The sequence below is a fragment of the Exiguobacterium sp. s157 genome (assembly GCF_018618205.1).
Classification (GTDB): domain Bacteria; phylum Bacillota; class Bacilli; order Exiguobacteriales; family Exiguobacteriaceae; genus Exiguobacterium; species Exiguobacterium chiriqhucha.
This window is the reverse complement of sequence record NZ_JACSLQ010000005.1, coordinates 11,920-29,055: the sequence shown is the minus strand read 5'-3', so window position 1 is coordinate 29,055 and position 17,136 is coordinate 11,920. Positions and strand designations below refer to the sequence as shown.

Here is a 17,136-nt window from a genome sequence, read left to right as displayed (position 1 = left end):
TCCTCAAATTTCGTTTAAGAAACTCTTTCCGTGTACTGGTGCATCGACATCGAAGTTATCCGCGACTGTGGCGCCGATGTCGGCGAACGTTCCTCGAATCCCGAGGTCGACTGCTGTCGCGCCGTGATGATGAACGATGAGCGGCACGTATTCACGCGTATGGTCCGTGCCTGGTGCCGTCGGATCGTTCCCGTGGTCGGCCGTGATGATGAGCAAGTCGTCTTCACGCAACTTCTCCATCACTTCTGGTAGACGGGCGTCATACTCTTCAAGCGCGATCGCATAGCCTTCTGAGTCACGGCGGTGACCGAAGAGTGCGTCAAAGTCAACGAGGTTCAAGAAGCAGAGTCCTTCGAAGTCTTCATCGAGCGATTCGACAAGCTTGTCCATCCCGTCCATGTTCGACTTCGTCCGAATCGCTTTCGTGACGCCTTCGCCGTCGTAAATATCGCTGATTTTCCCGAGGGCGATCACGTCTTTCCCGGCCGTCTCGAGCGTGTTCATGACCGTCTTGCCGAACGGTTTGAGCGCATAGTCGTGGCGGTTCGACGTACGGACCCAAGCGCCAGGTGTTCCGAGGAACGGGCGGGCGATGATGCGACCGAGCATGTACGGGTCTTCGCGCGTGATTTCACGGGCGTATTCGCAGATGCGATACAACTCGTCGAGCGGGACGACTTCTTCATGCGCCGCGATTTGAAGCACCGAATCAGCCGACGTGTAGACGATCAAGGCGCCCGTGTTGACGTGTTCTTCACCGAGCTCATCCAAAATCTCTGTGCCTGATGCCGGCTTATTACCGATGATGTCGCGACCGCTGAACTCTTTGAGACGATTGATCAAGTCATCCGGGAACTCTTCGAAGACGCGAAACGGCGTATCGATATGAAGGCCCATGATCTCCCAATGGCCGGTCATCGTGTCTTTACCTGCTGAAATCTCTTCCATGCGTCCGTAGGCGCTAGGCGTCTCCGATGATTCGATTCCTTCAATCGGTTTAATATTCGACAAGCCGAGACGGCCCATGTGCGGCATGTTTAAACCACCGTGCTCACGGGCGATATGTCCGAGCGTGTCCGAACCGACGTCACCGAACTGATCGGCATCCGGGGACTCCCCGATTCCGACCGAGTCCATGACGACCAAGAAAATACGTTTAAATTTCTTCACAAAAAGTTCCTCCTTTGGTGTCGTTACGCACGCGGGTGATGTTTTCGATAGACATCATGAAGTCGTGCCTTATTGACATGTGTGTAAATTTGAGTCGTGGAGAGGTCTGCATGCCCGAGCATCTGTTGAATGGCCCGAAGGTCGGCGCCGTTCTCAAGCAAGTGTGTCGCGAACGAATGCCGGAGTACGTGCGGCGTGATCTCTTTTTGAATGCCAGCCTCTTTGGCCCGTCGTTTAATCATCTTCCAGAATCCTTGACGACTGAGCCGGCCGCCACGTCCGTTCAAGAACAACGCCTCGGTCTCCCGACCACCGAGCCCGTTACGCGCCTGCTGGATATAGCGTTCGACAAAACTCTGGGCGACCGATGACACCGGGATAATCCGGGCACTCTCGCCTTTGCCTTCACACTGTAGATACCCCAATTCGAACTGTAAATCATCCAAATCGAGCCCAAGAAGTTCACTGACGCGCATGCCCGTGCCGTAGAGCAGTTCGAGCATGGCCCGATCGCGCAGCGCAAGCGGGTCTGACGTCGGAACGCTGTCGAGTAACCGCTCGACTTCGTCTTGCGACCACGTGTCCGGCAGATGGCGCTCTGCTTTCGGCGTCTCTAAATAGAGCGCCGGGTCAGTCGTTGCCCCACCCGTCATCTTTAAATGATGATGGAACGTCCGAATCGAACTGACGGCCCTCCGCAATGATGAGGCGGCCCGACCGGCTTGCGACAACTCTTCCATATGTTTGACGATATGTGCCCGCGTGACTTCATTCCATTCGGTCACCCCGAGTTGGGTCAACGTCGATAAGTACTGGGTCAAATCGCTCGCATAGGCTTGTCTCGTGTTCGTTGACATTCGTTTTTCTACCGTCATGTACTGCAAAAATGACTCGACTTGCGAACGCATGACATCCCCCTCCTTTCTCGTTACACCTGAATACGCTTACATCATATCACTTATGTAAACCGTTGTGAAGACGTCTGACCTCATTTTTTTAAAGCTTTTTTGTGACGGATTTTGGTGAGGTTTTTACGCTTTCCTTCCGATTGGGGGCTTACGAATCTCGTCACGATTTGGTACACTCAAGTCGACTTATTAAACCAATTTAAAAAGTTAGGAAGGAGTCGTCCATGGACCAGACCACTACTAATCTGACGGTCGCCGTCAGACGGCAACTCGTCTTGAACGGCCGCTCGACCGTCGCCGCCATCTCGGAGGCGACCCGGCTCAGCTTTCCGACCGTCAAGAAGCAGTTAGAGCAGTTGATGCAAGCCGGTGAAGTGTTCGAACACGGATTTGAGGACTCACGCGGCGGACGCCCTGCCAAACGTTACATCTATAATGAGAGGTTCACGCACGGATTGACGCTATACGTCGAGAAGACGGTAGTCCGCTATCGTCTCATCGATTGCAAAGGCGCAACGATTGACGACGGGACGCAAATGATTCTAGACGGGGACCACCTTGGTGCGCTCGGTGCGGTACTCGATCGACAGTTGGACCAGACCTCCGACGTGAGTGCGATCTCCATCGGTGTCGCGGCGGCCGTCGCGGACGGGACGGTCATCTTCGCCCCGGACTATACGACGTTCGCACACCTCGACTTGAAACATTGGGTCGAGTCACGCACCGCTCGCCCTGCCGTCATCGAGAACGACATGAACGCGGCTGTCTATGGATACGGACACACGCACGAACTCACTGGCGACCAGTCAATCGTCTACATCTATCTGGGAAAAAACGGACCCGGTGCCGGGATACTCATCAACGGACAGCTCATCCGTGGAAAGACCGGGTTCAGCGGGGAGATCTCGTTTCTACCGCTCTATGACGACTCGACGTTTCATGACCGGATAGCGAGTGAGCGGTCGGCCCCGGCCCCATTGTCGGACGCCGCGCTCGATGCGCTCGGTCGGCTCGTCGCGACCTTCACCGCGACGCTCAATCCGCACGCCATCATTTTTTCGGACGTCGATCTCGTCGATACCGAGTTGGAGGGGATTCGGCACGCCTGCCAGCGTCATATTCCGGCGGCTCACACCCCAGATTTATTGATCGGCATATGGGAGGAAGATTATTTCGCAGGCTTAGCTCGACGTTGCGTCGGGTTGATCCTTGAATCGATTTGAAGAGGTGAATTATGACAGGATTTTTATTATTGACCGTGATTTACATTGCCTTTATCAGTCTTGGCCTGCCCGACGCCTTGCTCGGTGTCAGTTGGCCGTTGATGCACGTCGAGTTCAACGCCCCGATCTCGATGGCCGGATGGATTTTTATGACCATTGCTGCAGGCACGATTTTATCGAGCCTACTCAGCGGTAGGTTGCTCGAACGTTTCGATACGAAGCAAGTCACGTTCGGCTCCGGACTCGTGACGGCAATGTGCCTGCTCGGCTTTTACGCGGCCCCGTCCTTGATTTGGCTGTTCGTCCTATCGATTCCACTCGGACTTGGTGCCGGGGCGGTCGATGCCGCGCTCAACCATTACGTCGCAGAAAACTATCAGGCGCACCATATGAACTGGCTCCATTGTTTCTGGGGCGTCGGAGCGACGGGCGGACCGCTCGTCATGGCCGGTGTCTTGACGGAGAGCGGTTGGCGTGACGGCTATTTAATCGTCGCGTTGATTCAGTTCGCGCTCGCCTTCCTCCTGCTCCTGTCGTTCCCGCTTTGGAAGCGCGAAATCAAAACGGAGCCCTCCACGCTCGAACGACAAGAGACGGCTGCGGCCGCGCTCGAACGAAAGATGCCGAAAGGCCTCTCGTATGCGCTGGCCACGTTCCTGCTCTATTGTGGGATTGAGGCGCTCATCGGCCTGTGGGCCAGCAGTTATCTCGTCCAGATGAAACAGTTCTCTGTCGCGACGGCCGCGACGTGGGTTTCAATCTATTACGGCAGCATCACGCTCGGTCGCTTCCTGAGCGGGTTCCTCTCGTTCCGCTTCACGAATCGACAAATGATTCGGCTCGGGCAAACCTTCGCTTTAATCGGTAGCCTCGTGTTTCTCATTCCGGCGACCGGAGCGATGATGATCGGATTGATTTGTATCGGGCTAGGCTTGGCCCCGATTTACCCGAGCATGCTTCATGAGACGCCGCAGCGGTTCGGGAAGGAACGGGCAAAACGGTTGATGGGCTTCCAGATGGCGTTCGCCTACACGGGCAGCACGTTCCTGCCACCGCTATTCGGACTCATCGTGTCTCAGACGTCGCTCGGCCTATTCCCGCTCGTGACCGTCTTGATCATGCTCGGGATGCTCTTGAACACGGAACGCTTGAACTTGATCATGCACCAACCATCAAAGGAGGAACTCACATGAAAATCGAACACATCGCCATATGGGTGAACGACCTCGAACCGATGCGCCGCTTCTACGAGACGTACCTCGGGGCAACTGCGAACGACAAGTATACGAACGAACAAAAACAGTTCGAATCCTATTTTTTGACGTTCCCTGATTCGACATGCCGGCTCGAGTTGATGCGACGCCCGGACGTCCAAGGCACACCACGCGAAACGATTGGCTACGCGCATATCGCGTTCGCGCTCGGTAGCAAAGAGGCGGTCGATGCGTTGACACGACGACTCGAAGTCGACGGGTATCCGCTCATCGACGGACCGCGGACGACGGGAGACGGTTATTATGAAAGTGTCCTGCTCGACCCCGAACAAAATAAACTTGAATTGACGATTTAAGGAGATGAGACGATGATTCAGGCGATTTTACTCGACCTTGACGGAACGTTATTGACCGACCAGAAGATGATTTCACCGCGCACGAAACAGATATTGCTCGACCTCCAGGCGGAAGGCAAAAAAGTCGTACTCGCCTCCGGCCGGCCGAAACGGAGCATCGAACCGTTCGCCGAAGAGCTCAGACTGCATGAATACGGGGGACTCATCGTCTCCTCGAACGGGGCGTGCGTCACGGATGCTGCGACGAATGAAACATTGTTCGAACAGGCGATTCATCCGAACGACGCTCGTGCCATTTTGGATCATTTGACCGGCTTCGACGTCATTCCGATGATCAATGACGAGACGTATATGTATGTCAATGACGTCTTCAACGGCATGCTCGAGTTGAACGGTGAGCCGTTCAATATTATTGAGTATGAGTCGCGCGGCGGTCGGTTCCGATTACGGGAAGCACCCCGTCTCGCCGACGCCATCCATTTCCCCGTCTATAAGATTCTCGTCGCGGGACAACCTGACTATCTGCAGGCGCATGCCGCTTCTCTCGCCGGACCGTTCACGGACCGCGTCACCGGCATGTTCACGGCCGCCATGTACTACGAGTTCACAGATCTCGGCATCGACAAGGCCCGGGCGCTCGACCATGTGTTCCAAAACATCGGGATCAGCCGCGACCGTGTCATCGCGTTCGGTGACGGGCATAACGACCGGTCGATCATCGAGTATGCCGGCATCGGCGTCGCCATGGGCAACGCCGTCGAGGACATCTTGACCATCGCCACGGAAGTGACGACATCGAACAATGAAGACGGGATTGCCACCGTCTTGTCCCGTTACTTGACGACGTGACGACATATAAAAGACAGGCAGCCTTTGAGGGGCTGCCTGTCTTGCTTTATCCGTTGATGACTGCTTTATGACCCTCGAGCGTGACGCCTTTGGCTTGGCAAACTTTACAGATGCCGTGAAACGTCAAGCGATGATCTTTGATTAAAAATTCGTATTTGCTTTCGACTTTCTTCTCGACGTCGACGAGCAAGTCTTCCATGATCTCCTCGACCGAACCGCACTCGACACAGACGAGATGATGGTGCGAATGGTTCGCGCCTTCTGGTCTGAGGTCGAAACGGGCGACGCCGTCACCGAAGTTGACTTTGTCGACGACACCGAGCTCCGTCAATAGCTCCAGCGTCCGATAGACGGTCGCGAGCCCGATTTCCGGTGCGATGCTTTTGACGAGCATGAACACGTTCTCTGCGCTCAAATGGTCCGTCTCATTCTCAAGTAGAATCCGGACAGTTGATTCTCGTTGCGGTGTCAATTTATATCCTTTGGCGCTCAATTGCTGTTTGATCCGTTCAATTCGCGTTTCCATAAGGCGCCCCCTCTTAGCATAATTCACTATTCAAAGCATACCGAAGTTCGTCCGGTTTTTCAAATTAAAATGATTCCTATGTAAGTGTAACATAACTCACTCTAGTTTAGAATCATTTCAATTTAGATAATTGCCACCACTGAATCGCCATAATCGTCTTCGCGTCAGTGATGCGTCCACTCGCCAGCAAGTCGACCGCCTCGTCGAACGTGAAGCGTTGGACTTGTAAAAACTCGTCCTCATCAAGGTTCATCGTACCGGCCGTCAAGCCATGGGCGACATAGACATCGACCCGTTCACTACAAAAACCGGGTGCCCCGTAAAATGAGAAGATTTTTTCGAGCGTCTCGGCCGTATAACCGGTCTCTTCTTCGAGTTCGCGCTTCGCGCTCGCGAGCGGTTCCTCACCGACTTCTAATTTACCGGCCGGAATCTCGAGTGACATCGATTCAAACGCTTTCCGGTACTGCTCGACGAGGACGATGCGATCGTCTTCATCGACGACGAGGACGGCGACGGCCCCGTTATGATAGACGAGCTCGCGGACCGAAGTCCCTCCGTTCGGGAGCGAGACGACGTGTTTCTCAACGTTAAAGATCTTTCCTTCGTAAATGACTTCCCGTTCAATCGTTTTCTCTTCCATTTGTATGTACCCCTCACTTTTCCTATATACTGTGATTATGATTCATATCGTCAGACGGAACAAGGAGGAATTATCAATGGCAGAGTTAGGATTAGGAACCATGTCGATTTTAAAACACGGGGAAGCAGAAGGTCGTCGGATTCTAGAGGCCGCCTACGACGCTGGGATTCGGCATTTCGATACGGCCGACGTCTACAATCACTTCGAGGTGGAACGTCTAGTCGGTTCGACGTTTGCCGGACGCCGGGACGAACTGTTCTTGACGAGCAAGGGCGGGAACGTGCGAACGGAGGATGGGATGCGCTGGGATCCGAGCGCCGCGTATTTGGAGCAGGCGCTCGCCGATTCGCTCGAACGTCTCCAGACTGACTATTTGGATTTATATTACGTCCATGGCGGCACGATCGAGGACGACCTCGATGAGACAATCGCCTTCATGCGCCGGCAAAAACAAGCCGGGGTCGTCCGACAAATCGGACTGTCCTCGATTCGTCCGAACGTCATTCGCTATTGGCTCGAGCACGGTGAACTCGACGTCTTGATGACACCATATTCGTTGCTCGATCGTCGCGTCGAATCACTCGACCTCGATATCCCGATTGTCGGGCGCGGACCGCTCGCCAAAGGACTATTGACCGCCGAGTGGTCCGAGCGCTTGACGGACAAAGGCTTCGAAGCATGGACTGCATCAGAGTTACGCGACGTGTTGCCGACAATCCCGACGCCGATTCAAGCTTACGCCCTTGCCGCCGCGAAACGAACGTGTGCCGTCGTCCTGCCGGGTGCCTCTTCGGTCGATCAATTGAACGAATTGATTGCCGCCAATCAAGCCGACGTCGATTCGGACAAACTTGATGAGCTGTTGGCACGGCTGCCTATTCACCCCTACACAAAACATGCGACCTGAACGTCAGGTCGCATCGGTGTCACGTTGTTTCATTTGTTCGATGGCCCAATCGGCCCAACCGGCGTAGTTTTCCATCATCCGAATCGCATACTCGCTCGTCAGTAAATAGCCGAGCGTATCGGCCTCAGACTGATGGGCCGCTTGAAACGCCCGGATTTGATGGGCGACTTGCTCGTGATGCGCTTTCGTCTCTTCGACGTAGCGAATCGCCTCGTCGAGCGGGAGCAACTGCAACAGGCTGACCCGGAGCAAGTTCTCGTCTTTCATTTTCGGTTGGTACGAGGTCGGTTGCCGCAACCAGTCGATCAACTCTTGACGTCCCGTGTCGGTGATCGAGTAAATCTTTTTGTCCGGTAAATCATGTTGGGCCACATGCTCAGAGGAGACGAGTGCTTCGTCTTCCATTTTTAACAGTTCACGGTAAATCTGTGTATGATGGGCGTGCCAAAAATGAATCATTTGCGCTTTGAACGTCGCGTTCAAGGCATAGCCGGTAGCGGGTTGATGGGTCAATAACCCGAGTAGTGCATGACGTAACGCCATAACCATCACCTATCCCTTGCGGTTCTATTTTTATTAGTGTATCACATATTGCAGCGCGACCGAGAATGCCAATCGGTTGACGCCCATTGCGATTACACAGACAATATACGTGAAGGGAGAGATTTTTTATGAAACCGATTCAATCCGATCAGCAATTCCAAGAAGCCATTCAAGATAAAGGCATGGTCGTCTTCACGACGTCATGGTGCCCTGACTGCCGTCGACTCGACATGTACGTCGACGAGCTCGTCAAAGACTACCCACAGTTCAACTGGTACGTCGTCGACCGCGACGAATTGCCGGAACTGTCGGACGCGCAAGAAGTACGGGGCATTCCCTCGCTTCTCTTCTATAAAGAAGGCGTCAAACAAGAGCATCTCCACTCGGCGAACGCCAAGACAGAGATGCAAATCCGCTCGTTCCTCGATACGTTGAACGACTAAACAAAAAGACGACCGTCATGGTCGTCTTTTTTCGTTCTTTCAAGTAAATCGTTCGACGTAGCGTCGGTCGATTGTCCGTTTCAACCAAAACGGTAACCGCCCGTGCCACGTCAACTTCCCGTACGTCAAGAGTGCTTGTCCCGGAGTCGTCAGCAAGATGTTGAGCGATGTCCGTGATTTGAACGGCCGCTTTGTGCCCAGCAGCAGACGTGCGACGTGTCGGCCCGAGCGGACGGCATCGACGCCGCCGTTCAATCGGGCTGCCATATCGCCCGTAACAAAGATATCGCGATAGACCGGGTGCCGTAAATCGTCTTCGGTCTCGATGAACGCCGCTTCTTCCGCCAGTCCGGCCGCTGACCACCAGTCGTCGGCGACGACACCGGTCGCATCCAAGACGAGTCCGTCCCCTTGTCCGGGTTGGAACGGGCCCAGGATGATCGTCACGCCGCTCCGGACGAGACGACGTGCCATACGCTGAGCGACGCGCCGTGGAAGTTCAGGCAACAGGCGACGCGCATACAATGTCACGCGTCGCTTTTGTCGGATGCATGCGAAGGCGAGCTCGACCCCGGCCTTGCCACCGCCGACGACGGTGACCGCCTCACTGTTGACAATGTCGTCCAACACATATGACGTCATCGGTTTGAGGCCCGTCCCGAGTCCACGACTTTTCGCACCGGTCGCGAGCACGAGGAGATCATATCCGACTTGCCCGTGTTCGGTCTCGACGATTCGGGCATCCGGATCGAGCCCGATGAGGCGATTGGCGACCGGCGTGACATCAGGGCGCAACCGTGTCGTCGCCGATTCCATCTCCCCGGCGATCACTTGCGGGAACGCGCCCGTGTATATCGTTTCGCGTCCCCCGATATACTGGACGTCATACCGTTCATGGAGCGCGTCGAGCCGAGCGAGAATCTCAAGTTGCCCGTGACCGAGTCCGACGAGGACGAGACGCGGCTTCATCGTAAAATCCGCCGCGCTTCTAACAACCGCTGTAAAATGGTCGACACTTCAAGGACGAGGAAAATCGTCGCGATGACGCCAATCCATGTCGGGAATAAAATCATGAGCGTGAACAAGATGAAGCATTCCGTCCGTTCTAAAATACCAGGTTGGTAATAAAACGACTTCTCCGACCGACGGGAGCTGCTCGCCCCAACGGCGAGGAACAATGTCATCGCCACGACGAACGACCCGAGCAACAGCAGAAAGACCGGCATATGCTCCGGATGGCGTAAGGCGAGCGCGATGACGACGGCAATCTCGACGATGCGGTCGAACACGAGATCGAGTACCGTCCCGAAGCTAGTTTTTTGCGAGCGACGCGCCATCGTCCCATCGAGGACGTCGAACAGACCGGACACCCATAATAGCAAGACGGCCGTCCACAGCATGTCGTTGTAAATGAAGAGACCGACCGAAACGCCGATGATTCCCCCGAGGACGGTCACCTCATTCGGGGTGAACTTCCATTTCAAGAACCGATCGGCCCCACGTTCGATGACGGGACGAACGAACCGGCTACCGTATGTGTCTAACATCATATTCCTCCTTGTCTCTTACGTAAATAATACGTCTCACCGTCTCGGAACGATTCATCCCGTGGCAAGATGACGTAGTCCCCCTGGCCGCGGCGATATTCGCCGAGACGATGCCCGAATCGCGTGAACGACCGGATCAGCACGACCGTCTCGTCCGTCGGGGAGTCCGTCACCTCGATATGAAGCGAGGGATACAGACTGCCACCCAGTTCGATAAAGTCGCCGAACGTCGATTCCGTCTCGGATAACGCTTGTGGGGTGCCGCTCGCGCGGACGAGCCCCGCTTCGACCAGGGTCACCCGGTCAGCGACGAGCATCGCTTCTTCCCGGTCATGCGTCACGAGGAGCGCCGTCAATCCAAGTTCACGAACGAGGTCGCGAATCAAACGTTGCAACTCGTATTTGAGCTCGGGATCGAGGTTCGTGAACGGCTCATCGAGCAGAATGAGCCGCGGTGAAGCCGCGAGTGCCCGGGAAAAGCTTACGCGTTGTTGTTCTCCGCCGGAAAGCTCGTGAATCTCAGCGTCATAGCGACCAGGCAGCCGGACGCGGGCGAGCCACGCCTCTGCTTCTTGGCGCGATCGGTTCGGTGTGGCGAGTGTCACGTTCTCCCCGACCGTCAAATGTGGGAACAAGAGCGGGGATTGTGACAACATCGTGATCCGGCGCAAGTGAGGTGGCACTCCGTCAAGCGGCGTCTCCTCCCACGTCACTGTCCCGGAATCGTGTGTCTCTAATCCTGCGATGATGCGGAGCAACGTCGACTTCCCGGACCCGCTCACGCCAACGAGAGCATGAATCTCGCCGTTCGGAATTTCTAAATCAATGCCGCGTAACACGTCACGGTCTTTAAAGCGTTTATGAACGCCTGATAATACTAAGCTCATTGCAACCGTCCTTTCACCAATCTAATCCAGATGCCGAACAGTCCGCCGAGCCCAAGATAGAGGAGGACCGGAACGAGGATGAGCACCCATGTATTCTGTAACGCCAGCGAGACGTCATTGCCTGCATAGGACTGATAAAGCCGCGTTGTGACCGTCGGGACGAGCCCTGCCCCGATTAATTGAACGAGCACGAATTGACTCAAGACGATAACCGTCGAGAACAAGACGATCGTTCGAATCGTCTCTTTCAAGAGCGGGAATAGCACGAGACCGAACCGGGTCCACGGGGCGAGCATCAACGTCTGTTCAAGAAGCGTTCGGCCAATCACATACATGGCGTTATATGCCAGCCGGATGGAATACGGCAACGTCGTGACGAGCAGGACGAGGCCAACTCCAATGTGCGTGCCGACAAGGCCGAGTTGCGCCAAAGCGATATACATGCCGAACATGCTGGCCATGACCGGGATGAACAGTGGAAGGAACGTGAACCATTCGACTGAAGTTTTCCATCTCGACTCGGTGAACATAAGCCACCAAGCCGTACCGATACCGAGCCATACGTTGATGAAGCCGAGGATGATGACATAGATGACCGTGTTTCCGAACGCCTCATCCCAACTGAACGCGGCCGGGAACGCCAAAAACAGCCCGATGAATGGGAACAGGATCAAGCCAGCGGTGAGAATCCGACTCATCGTCTCACCCCCCGTTCGATACGTCGTCGTCGTTTCGCCGTCACCGCATAGGAGCTAATGACACCAATAAAGATGAATAGCGTCCAGATGAGGGCGACCGCATACGACTCGTACGCATTTAAAAACAACCCGGTCGTTAATCGTTCGTAGGCGAGTACCCCGAGCAGTTCAGGGAAGGTGACCCCTAACAAGGCCGGCACTTCATAGGCAAACGAGATAAAAGCGACGAGCACCCAAAACGAATCGAGGAGCGGTTTAACGAGGAATGGCCATTCCGCCAATTTAAATTGTTTAAACGGCGTGAGTTGAAGTGTTTTCGCCATATCCAAATAACCCCGATTCAATTGGGCATACGTCCCAATCACCATCAAAAACACGAACGGCACTTCTTTCCAAACATACGTGAAGATGACGACGAGATGGTGGCGTTCATTCGCCTCAATCAATCCATAGAATGGGAAGACGCCTGAGAACAACAGATAAAATAAATACGCGGCTGCGACGTGCGGTATGAACATCGGCCACCTGAGAAGTGACGCGAGCCACGTCGACCGATGTCGATACACCGAACGGGCGAGCCACGTCCCGATGACAAGTGAGAGGACCGTCGAAACGACTGTCACATACAGCGACACGGCGAGACTGGCACGCCACGCCGCGTCGTTCAATTCAGACCAGTCGAACCCTATGGTCTCGTAAATCAGAAAAGCAACACCGGTGAACGGTAATGCCAGAACGAACAGACTAAGCCATAGACTACTTCGCGACACGGTCCCACTCCTCACGAATCGCATCGATCACGGCTGGCCCATAGTCAGGGATCGAGCGTTCGGCGAGACGTTCCGGGTCAGGATAAGTGACACCTTCATCGAGCTTTAAGAATGCGTCACGGTCTGCCGTATCGAGTTTGGTCAAATCGAGCGACGTCCCGTCTCCCCAGTACGTCGAGTCTTGTTTGGCGAGCTGGGCTTCGGGCGACAACAACTCATTGATGACCACGAGCGCACCGTTCGGATTTTTGGCGTTAAATGGAACGGCGAGAAAATGCGTCGAGGCAATCGAATGTTCGAGCACGAGTGCCCGTGTACCACTAGGAAACACGTCATTTTCACGCTCGGCCTCGGCGCGTCGTTCATTGAAGCCCATCGTCATCCAGACGTCACCCGCGGCGTACAACTGGTCGAGCTGGGCCAGCGATTTCGGATACGTCGTCCCTTGTTTCCATAGGGTCGGCGACCACGTCGCAAGCTTCTCCCAGAACTCGTCTGGAATCTCACCGTCACCGGCCGCAGTCCCATACTCGGCGTAGAGCAGATGGCGGACGAACGCGTTTCCTGTGAAGTCTGTCACTTCAGGATACGTGAAACGGCCAGGATTTTCTTCGGTCCAACGATGTAATTCGTCGAACGTCGTCGGCGGATTTTTGACTTTGTCCGCATCATAGTGCATGACGAACTGCACGTTCCCCCAAGCGACTTCGAGCCCGTTAGTCGGAGTTCCCGCATCGGTCGCTTGCGCTTCCTCGTTCAATAACTTGGCGTTCGGGATTTTGCCGAGCAGGTCACCCTGCAACAAATCCGCCTCGGCAGCGTTACGGAAATTGTCTCCATTGATCCACATGAGGTCGATCGTTCCTTCTTCTCGATTCGCCCGCTTGTCGAGCGACAATTGACGCACGAATTCGGCCGTGTCCATCGGGACGCGGTTCAACTCGACATCATACGTCTCTTTCAGGCGGGGCGCGACATACTCATCGATATAGCGATTGATGCCATCATCGCCTCCCCACATATAAAAATTGACCGTCGACTGTTTCGCTTCTTCGGCCGCCTGTTCGAACGTCGGTGCGATTTCGGCGCGCGTCGTCCCGCAGGCAGCGAGGAAGATGAGTGACAGCATCAAGCCAAACTGTTTCAATCGGCGCATCGTGTCTCCCCCTTTTTTCTCTATGTTGACGCATTTACTTTTTGTCAAATCCCCGTTTTGCGAGCCGTTCGAACATGACCGGGCACATTGCGTACAGTTTCGCGCCAAGTTCCATCCACCACGGGGCGTTCACTTCACGTTTCGACGCCTCACATGCCGCGACGACGCGTTTCGCGAGACGATTGGGATCGAGCATAATCGATTTCACACTCGCTTCGTAACGTCCACTCTTGTCGGCCCGGAGAAAAAACGGCGTCGCAATCGGTCCCGGGTTGACGGTCAATACATGAATTCCAACCGGCTTCAGTTCCAACCGGAGCGCGTTCGAGAACTGGAGCAGCGCCGCTTTCGATCCGGCATAGACGGCCGATTTTGGGGTCGGGACTTTTGCCGCTTGCGAGCAGACGTTGATGATCGTACTGCCACGGCGCATCGTTCGCGCACAATCACGCGCGAGCAACATCGGTGCGATCGCGTTCAAGCGCATCGTCTCCTCGATGACGTCGGTCGTTTGATCGACGACCCGGTCGAACTCGCCGATTCCGGCATTGTTCACCCAGACGTCGATTGCTCCATATGTACGTTCGACTTGGGCCACGAGCGTGTCATAGTCGGTACAGACGTCGGCTACCATCCAATCGGCCGATAACTTCTGTCCGAGTTCGCGCAACCGCTCCTCGTTCCGTGCAATCAACGTCAATCGGGCACCCGACTCATAAAAAGAATGCGCCAGCGCGGCCCCAAAGCCGCTCGACGCACCCGTGATGACAATATGTCTCATTCTACGATGTCCTCCACTCTCACATAAATCCATTTTCCATCCGTCAACTGTTTAACGACGCGCCCACGTTCCTCGAGCAACGTCAACCGGGCGAACACCTCACTGAAGACGAGCGGCATCGCCCGCCGCATCTTGCGTCCATACAGGCGCATCGACCAATCGAACACGCTCAAGCCGTCCACCCAGTCGTTCAGGAGCAGTTCACTTCGCTCATAGCGCTGAGCGATGCGGGCCTCAATCAATGGACGCGGTTTGTGAATCGGTTCCCCATGCCCGCTCACGACGAGCTTCAAGTCGACCGACTGCAATTTCCGCAGTGAATCGAGATACAGGACGACCGGCGAAGCGAACCCTTCCTCTTCGTACGGCTGCTCGATGAGCGGGTTCGGTTCGACCGCATCGATTAAATGGTCGCCCGCGATTAACACGCCACCCGGACCGAGCAGTCCGAGCTGGTCACTCGCATGCCCAGGCAGATGGATCGTCTTCCACGCCCCGTCGCTCGTCACGTCCTGTCCATCCTCGAATGTCATCGTCACAGTCGTCGGACCGATCCAGCGCAGCGCCTCCCGATAATCGGGCAATTTGTTCACAATCGTCTCCGGGGTCCCGAACCAGTGCGCCAGATCGTGCAAAAACTGGTTGCCCCGTTTGATGAAGTTCGGTGTCTGTTCTAAATAGCGAACGAGCTTCTCATGTCCGTAGACGGGAATCGAGGCGTCACGCAGACGCCACGCCTGACCCGCATGGTCGGCATGATGGTGCGTCAAAAATAAAAAATCAATATCCGCGAGCGTCAACTCGAGCTCGGCCAGTTGTGTCGTCAATGAGGTCCACGCCTCTTCCGTATCCGGTCCGCAATCGACCATAAAGAAACGGTTCATGTGTTCGACGACATAAACGTTTACGTTGCCGACCTCGAACGGCGTCGGTATATCGAGTCTTGCCAGTTGGCTTGAAATCCAGTTCGCCACGTCCCCACAACCCCTTCCACCTATCTTCACTCATTATACCTGTCCGAAAGAATGGATTTCAATCACACAAAAAAAGGAGAGGATTTCTCCTCTCCGATGTCTTATAGGTTGATGACTGTGACTTTATCTCGTGTCATCGTCTCGAGGCTGCGTCCAATCCCTTGAACACCGAGGCCTGACTGTTTCACGCCGATGAACGGGAAGTGGTCTGGGCCACGTTCCGTGCGGCCGTTCACTTGGACCGTACCGACGTCAAGCTTGTCGGCGACCGTGAAGGCGCTGTTCACGTTTTGCGTGAACACACTCGCTTGAAGACCGAACTCAGACTCGTTCGTGAGTTCAATCATCTCGTCAAGCGAGTTGACGCGGATAATCGGCAAAACTGGTCCGAACGGCTCTTCCCAAGCGACACGCATTTCACGTGTGACGTGGTCGAGGAGCGTCGGGTGCAAGAGGTTGCCGTCGCGCTCGTTTCCGTGGACGACCGTCGCTTGCTTGTTGACGGCATCGTCAATCAAGCCTTGGACGTAATCCGCCGACTTCTTGTCGATGAGTGGGACGATGAAGCTGTTATCGACCGGTGACCCGACCGTGAGCTTCTCGACACGATCTTTCAACATGCCGACGAGTTCGTCTGCTTGGTGCTCGAGCACGAATACGCGCTTAATCGCCGTACAGCGTTGTCCTGAATACGAGAACGCCCCGCTGACGATTTGATCAGCCGCGAGCGTGAGGTCTGCGTCTTCGAGGACGAGCGCCGGATCTTTCCCGCCAAGTTCGAGCACGACAGGTACCATCGATGCTTGTTGCGACAAGTGTTGACCTGTCCCGGTACCGCCCGTGAACGTGATCATGTCGATGCCAGGGTGTGACGTCAAGTAGTCACCGATGATCGACCCGCGCCCTGTGACGAGGTTCAATAGACCGCTCGGAAGACCTGCGTCTTGGAGTGCCTCGATCATCTTCACACCACTGATGGCACCTTGTGTCGCCGGTTTGAAGACGACCGCGTTACCTGTGATGAGCGCCGGTGCGATTTTGGCTGCTGCCAAGTTCACCGGGTAGTTGAACGGTGAAATCGCGAGGACGACACCGAGTGCTTCTTTCTTGATGATTGCCATCTTGTTCTTCGAACCGCCAGGGAATGAGTCCCCTTGCATGAACCCGCCCGTGAAGCGAAGACCTTCTTCAGCCGTATAGCGGATGATTTCCGCCGTCCGAACGACTTCTTTCTTCGCGTCGCTCAAGTTCTTCCCGACTTCGCGCATGATGATTTGACCGATCTCATCAACGCGTTCTTCGAGTTTGTCCGCCCAAGCGTACAACAGTTCGGCACGCTTGTTGACCGGAAGCGCCGCCCATTCCTGTTGTGCGCTTTTCGCGCCGTGAATCGCCTCGTCGACTTCGTCGCGAGACATCGCCTGGACGTGCCCGACGACTTCATCTGTATAAGGTGAAACGAGTTCGATTGTTTCGTTCGTTGTCGATTCCTGCCATTGTCCATTAATTAAATATGGATACGTGTTCATACTCATAATCTC

General features: G+C 55.1%; 20 protein-coding genes. 6 read left to right on the top strand and 14 right to left on the bottom strand.

What is annotated here, in order from left to right; all coding sequences use genetic code 11:
- Window positions 1-3: 3 nt before the first annotated feature.
- Together deoB and xerD are read right to left on the bottom strand one after the other, a co-directional pair.
- On the bottom strand, window positions 4-1,170 hold the full coding sequence (gene deoB, locus KNP67_RS10320) for a phosphopentomutase (protein WP_214756566.1): 1,167 nt from the start codon (window positions 1,168-1,170) through the stop codon (window positions 4-6).
- Window positions 1,171-1,193: 23 nt separating this feature from the next.
- Window positions 1,194-2,078: a site-specific tyrosine recombinase XerD gene (gene xerD / locus KNP67_RS10315; RefSeq protein ID WP_021067635.1), complete on the bottom strand. Its 885-nt coding sequence runs from the start codon at window positions 2,076-2,078 to the stop codon at window positions 1,194-1,196.
- 224 nt (window positions 2,079-2,302) lie between these two features.
- Between xerD and KNP67_RS10310 the strand changes: the two genes are divergently transcribed.
- From KNP67_RS10310 to KNP67_RS10295, 4 genes are read left to right on the top strand one after another with little or no spacing between them, the layout of a single operon-like run.
- Window positions 2,303-3,301 (top strand): ROK family transcriptional regulator, encoded by a 999-nt coding sequence (locus tag KNP67_RS10310; RefSeq protein WP_021067636.1) that lies wholly within the window; start codon window positions 2,303-2,305, stop codon window positions 3,299-3,301.
- Between the two features lie 11 nt (window positions 3,302-3,312).
- Entirely contained in the window at window positions 3,313-4,494 is a 1,182-nt protein-coding gene (locus KNP67_RS10305) for an MFS transporter (RefSeq protein WP_214756565.1), read from the top strand.
- Complete coding sequence (locus KNP67_RS10300) at window positions 4,491-4,871, top strand: VOC family protein (RefSeq protein ID WP_021067638.1); 381 nt, start codon at window positions 4,491-4,493, stop codon at window positions 4,869-4,871. Before KNP67_RS10305 ends, KNP67_RS10300 begins: the two co-directional genes overlap by 4 nt.
- A gap of 12 nt (window positions 4,872-4,883) precedes the next feature.
- Window positions 4,884-5,720 carry a Cof-type HAD-IIB family hydrolase gene (locus tag KNP67_RS10295; protein WP_214756564.1) on the top strand — a complete coding sequence of 279 codons (837 nt, stop codon included), beginning with the start codon at window positions 4,884-4,886 and terminating at the stop codon, window positions 5,718-5,720.
- Between the two features lie 46 nt (window positions 5,721-5,766).
- Here KNP67_RS10295 and fur read toward each other — a convergent pair whose 3' ends face one another.
- A complete protein-coding gene (gene fur / locus KNP67_RS10290) occupies window positions 5,767-6,246 on the bottom strand; it encodes a ferric iron uptake transcriptional regulator (protein WP_016509373.1) in 480 nt (159 codons plus the stop codon).
- 112 nt (window positions 6,247-6,358) lie between these two features.
- Window positions 6,359-6,889, bottom strand: a complete 531-nt coding sequence (locus KNP67_RS10285) for an NUDIX domain-containing protein (protein WP_021067640.1) — start codon at window positions 6,887-6,889, stop codon at window positions 6,359-6,361.
- A 76-nt stretch (window positions 6,890-6,965) separates the two neighbouring features.
- Between KNP67_RS10285 and KNP67_RS10280 the strand changes: the two genes are divergently transcribed.
- Complete coding sequence (locus tag KNP67_RS10280) at window positions 6,966-7,796, top strand: aldo/keto reductase (RefSeq protein WP_131471229.1); 831 nt, start codon at window positions 6,966-6,968, stop codon at window positions 7,794-7,796.
- 3 nt (window positions 7,797-7,799) lie between these two features.
- On the opposite strand, the gene KNP67_RS10275 is transcribed toward KNP67_RS10280, so the two are convergent.
- Window positions 7,800-8,339 (bottom strand): PadR family transcriptional regulator, encoded by a 540-nt coding sequence (locus KNP67_RS10275; RefSeq protein WP_021067642.1) that lies wholly within the window; start codon window positions 8,337-8,339, stop codon window positions 7,800-7,802.
- Between the two features lie 128 nt (window positions 8,340-8,467).
- Between KNP67_RS10275 and KNP67_RS10270 the strand changes: the two genes are divergently transcribed.
- Window positions 8,468-8,782, top strand: coding sequence for a thioredoxin family protein (locus tag KNP67_RS10270; protein WP_029595313.1), 315 nt, complete (start codon window positions 8,468-8,470; stop codon window positions 8,780-8,782).
- Window positions 8,783-8,821: 39 nt separating this feature from the next.
- Here KNP67_RS10270 and KNP67_RS10265 read toward each other — a convergent pair whose 3' ends face one another.
- The 9 genes from KNP67_RS10265 to KNP67_RS10225 form a co-directional block, all read right to left on the bottom strand.
- Window positions 8,822-9,751 carry an NAD(P)/FAD-dependent oxidoreductase gene (locus KNP67_RS10265; RefSeq protein WP_131471230.1) on the bottom strand — a complete coding sequence of 310 codons (930 nt, stop codon included), beginning with the start codon at window positions 9,749-9,751 and terminating at the stop codon, window positions 8,822-8,824.
- Window positions 9,748-10,329, bottom strand: coding sequence for a CDP-alcohol phosphatidyltransferase family protein (locus KNP67_RS10260; RefSeq protein WP_131471231.1), 582 nt, complete (start codon window positions 10,327-10,329; stop codon window positions 9,748-9,750). Before KNP67_RS10260 ends, KNP67_RS10265 begins: the two co-directional genes overlap by 4 nt.
- Window positions 10,329-11,216: an ABC transporter ATP-binding protein gene (locus KNP67_RS10255; RefSeq protein ID WP_131471232.1), complete on the bottom strand. Its 888-nt coding sequence runs from the start codon at window positions 11,214-11,216 to the stop codon at window positions 10,329-10,331. Before KNP67_RS10255 ends, KNP67_RS10260 begins: the two co-directional genes overlap by 1 nt.
- Complete coding sequence (locus tag KNP67_RS10250; protein WP_021067647.1) at window positions 11,213-11,914, bottom strand: ABC transporter permease; 702 nt, start codon at window positions 11,912-11,914, stop codon at window positions 11,213-11,215. The genes KNP67_RS10255 and KNP67_RS10250 overlap by 4 nt, the downstream gene beginning before the upstream one ends.
- Window positions 11,911-12,684 carry an ABC transporter permease subunit gene (locus tag KNP67_RS10245; RefSeq protein WP_214756563.1) on the bottom strand — a complete coding sequence of 258 codons (774 nt, stop codon included), beginning with the start codon at window positions 12,682-12,684 and terminating at the stop codon, window positions 11,911-11,913. The genes KNP67_RS10250 and KNP67_RS10245 overlap by 4 nt, the downstream gene beginning before the upstream one ends.
- Window positions 12,671-13,840, bottom strand: coding sequence for an ABC transporter substrate-binding protein (locus tag KNP67_RS10240; protein ID WP_131471234.1), 1,170 nt, complete (start codon window positions 13,838-13,840; stop codon window positions 12,671-12,673). The genes KNP67_RS10245 and KNP67_RS10240 overlap by 14 nt, the downstream gene beginning before the upstream one ends.
- A 34-nt stretch (window positions 13,841-13,874) precedes the next feature.
- Window positions 13,875-14,621: an SDR family NAD(P)-dependent oxidoreductase gene (locus KNP67_RS10235; protein ID WP_131471235.1), complete on the bottom strand. Its 747-nt coding sequence runs from the start codon at window positions 14,619-14,621 to the stop codon at window positions 13,875-13,877.
- Window positions 14,618-15,595, bottom strand: a complete 978-nt coding sequence (locus KNP67_RS10230; RefSeq protein WP_131471236.1) for an MBL fold metallo-hydrolase — start codon at window positions 15,593-15,595, stop codon at window positions 14,618-14,620. The genes KNP67_RS10235 and KNP67_RS10230 overlap by 4 nt, the downstream gene beginning before the upstream one ends.
- Before the next feature lie 101 nt (window positions 15,596-15,696).
- Window positions 15,697-17,133 carry an NADP-dependent glyceraldehyde-3-phosphate dehydrogenase gene (locus tag KNP67_RS10225; RefSeq protein ID WP_131471325.1) on the bottom strand — a complete coding sequence of 479 codons (1,437 nt, stop codon included), beginning with the start codon at window positions 17,131-17,133 and terminating at the stop codon, window positions 15,697-15,699.
- Window positions 17,134-17,136 lie beyond the last annotated feature (3 nt).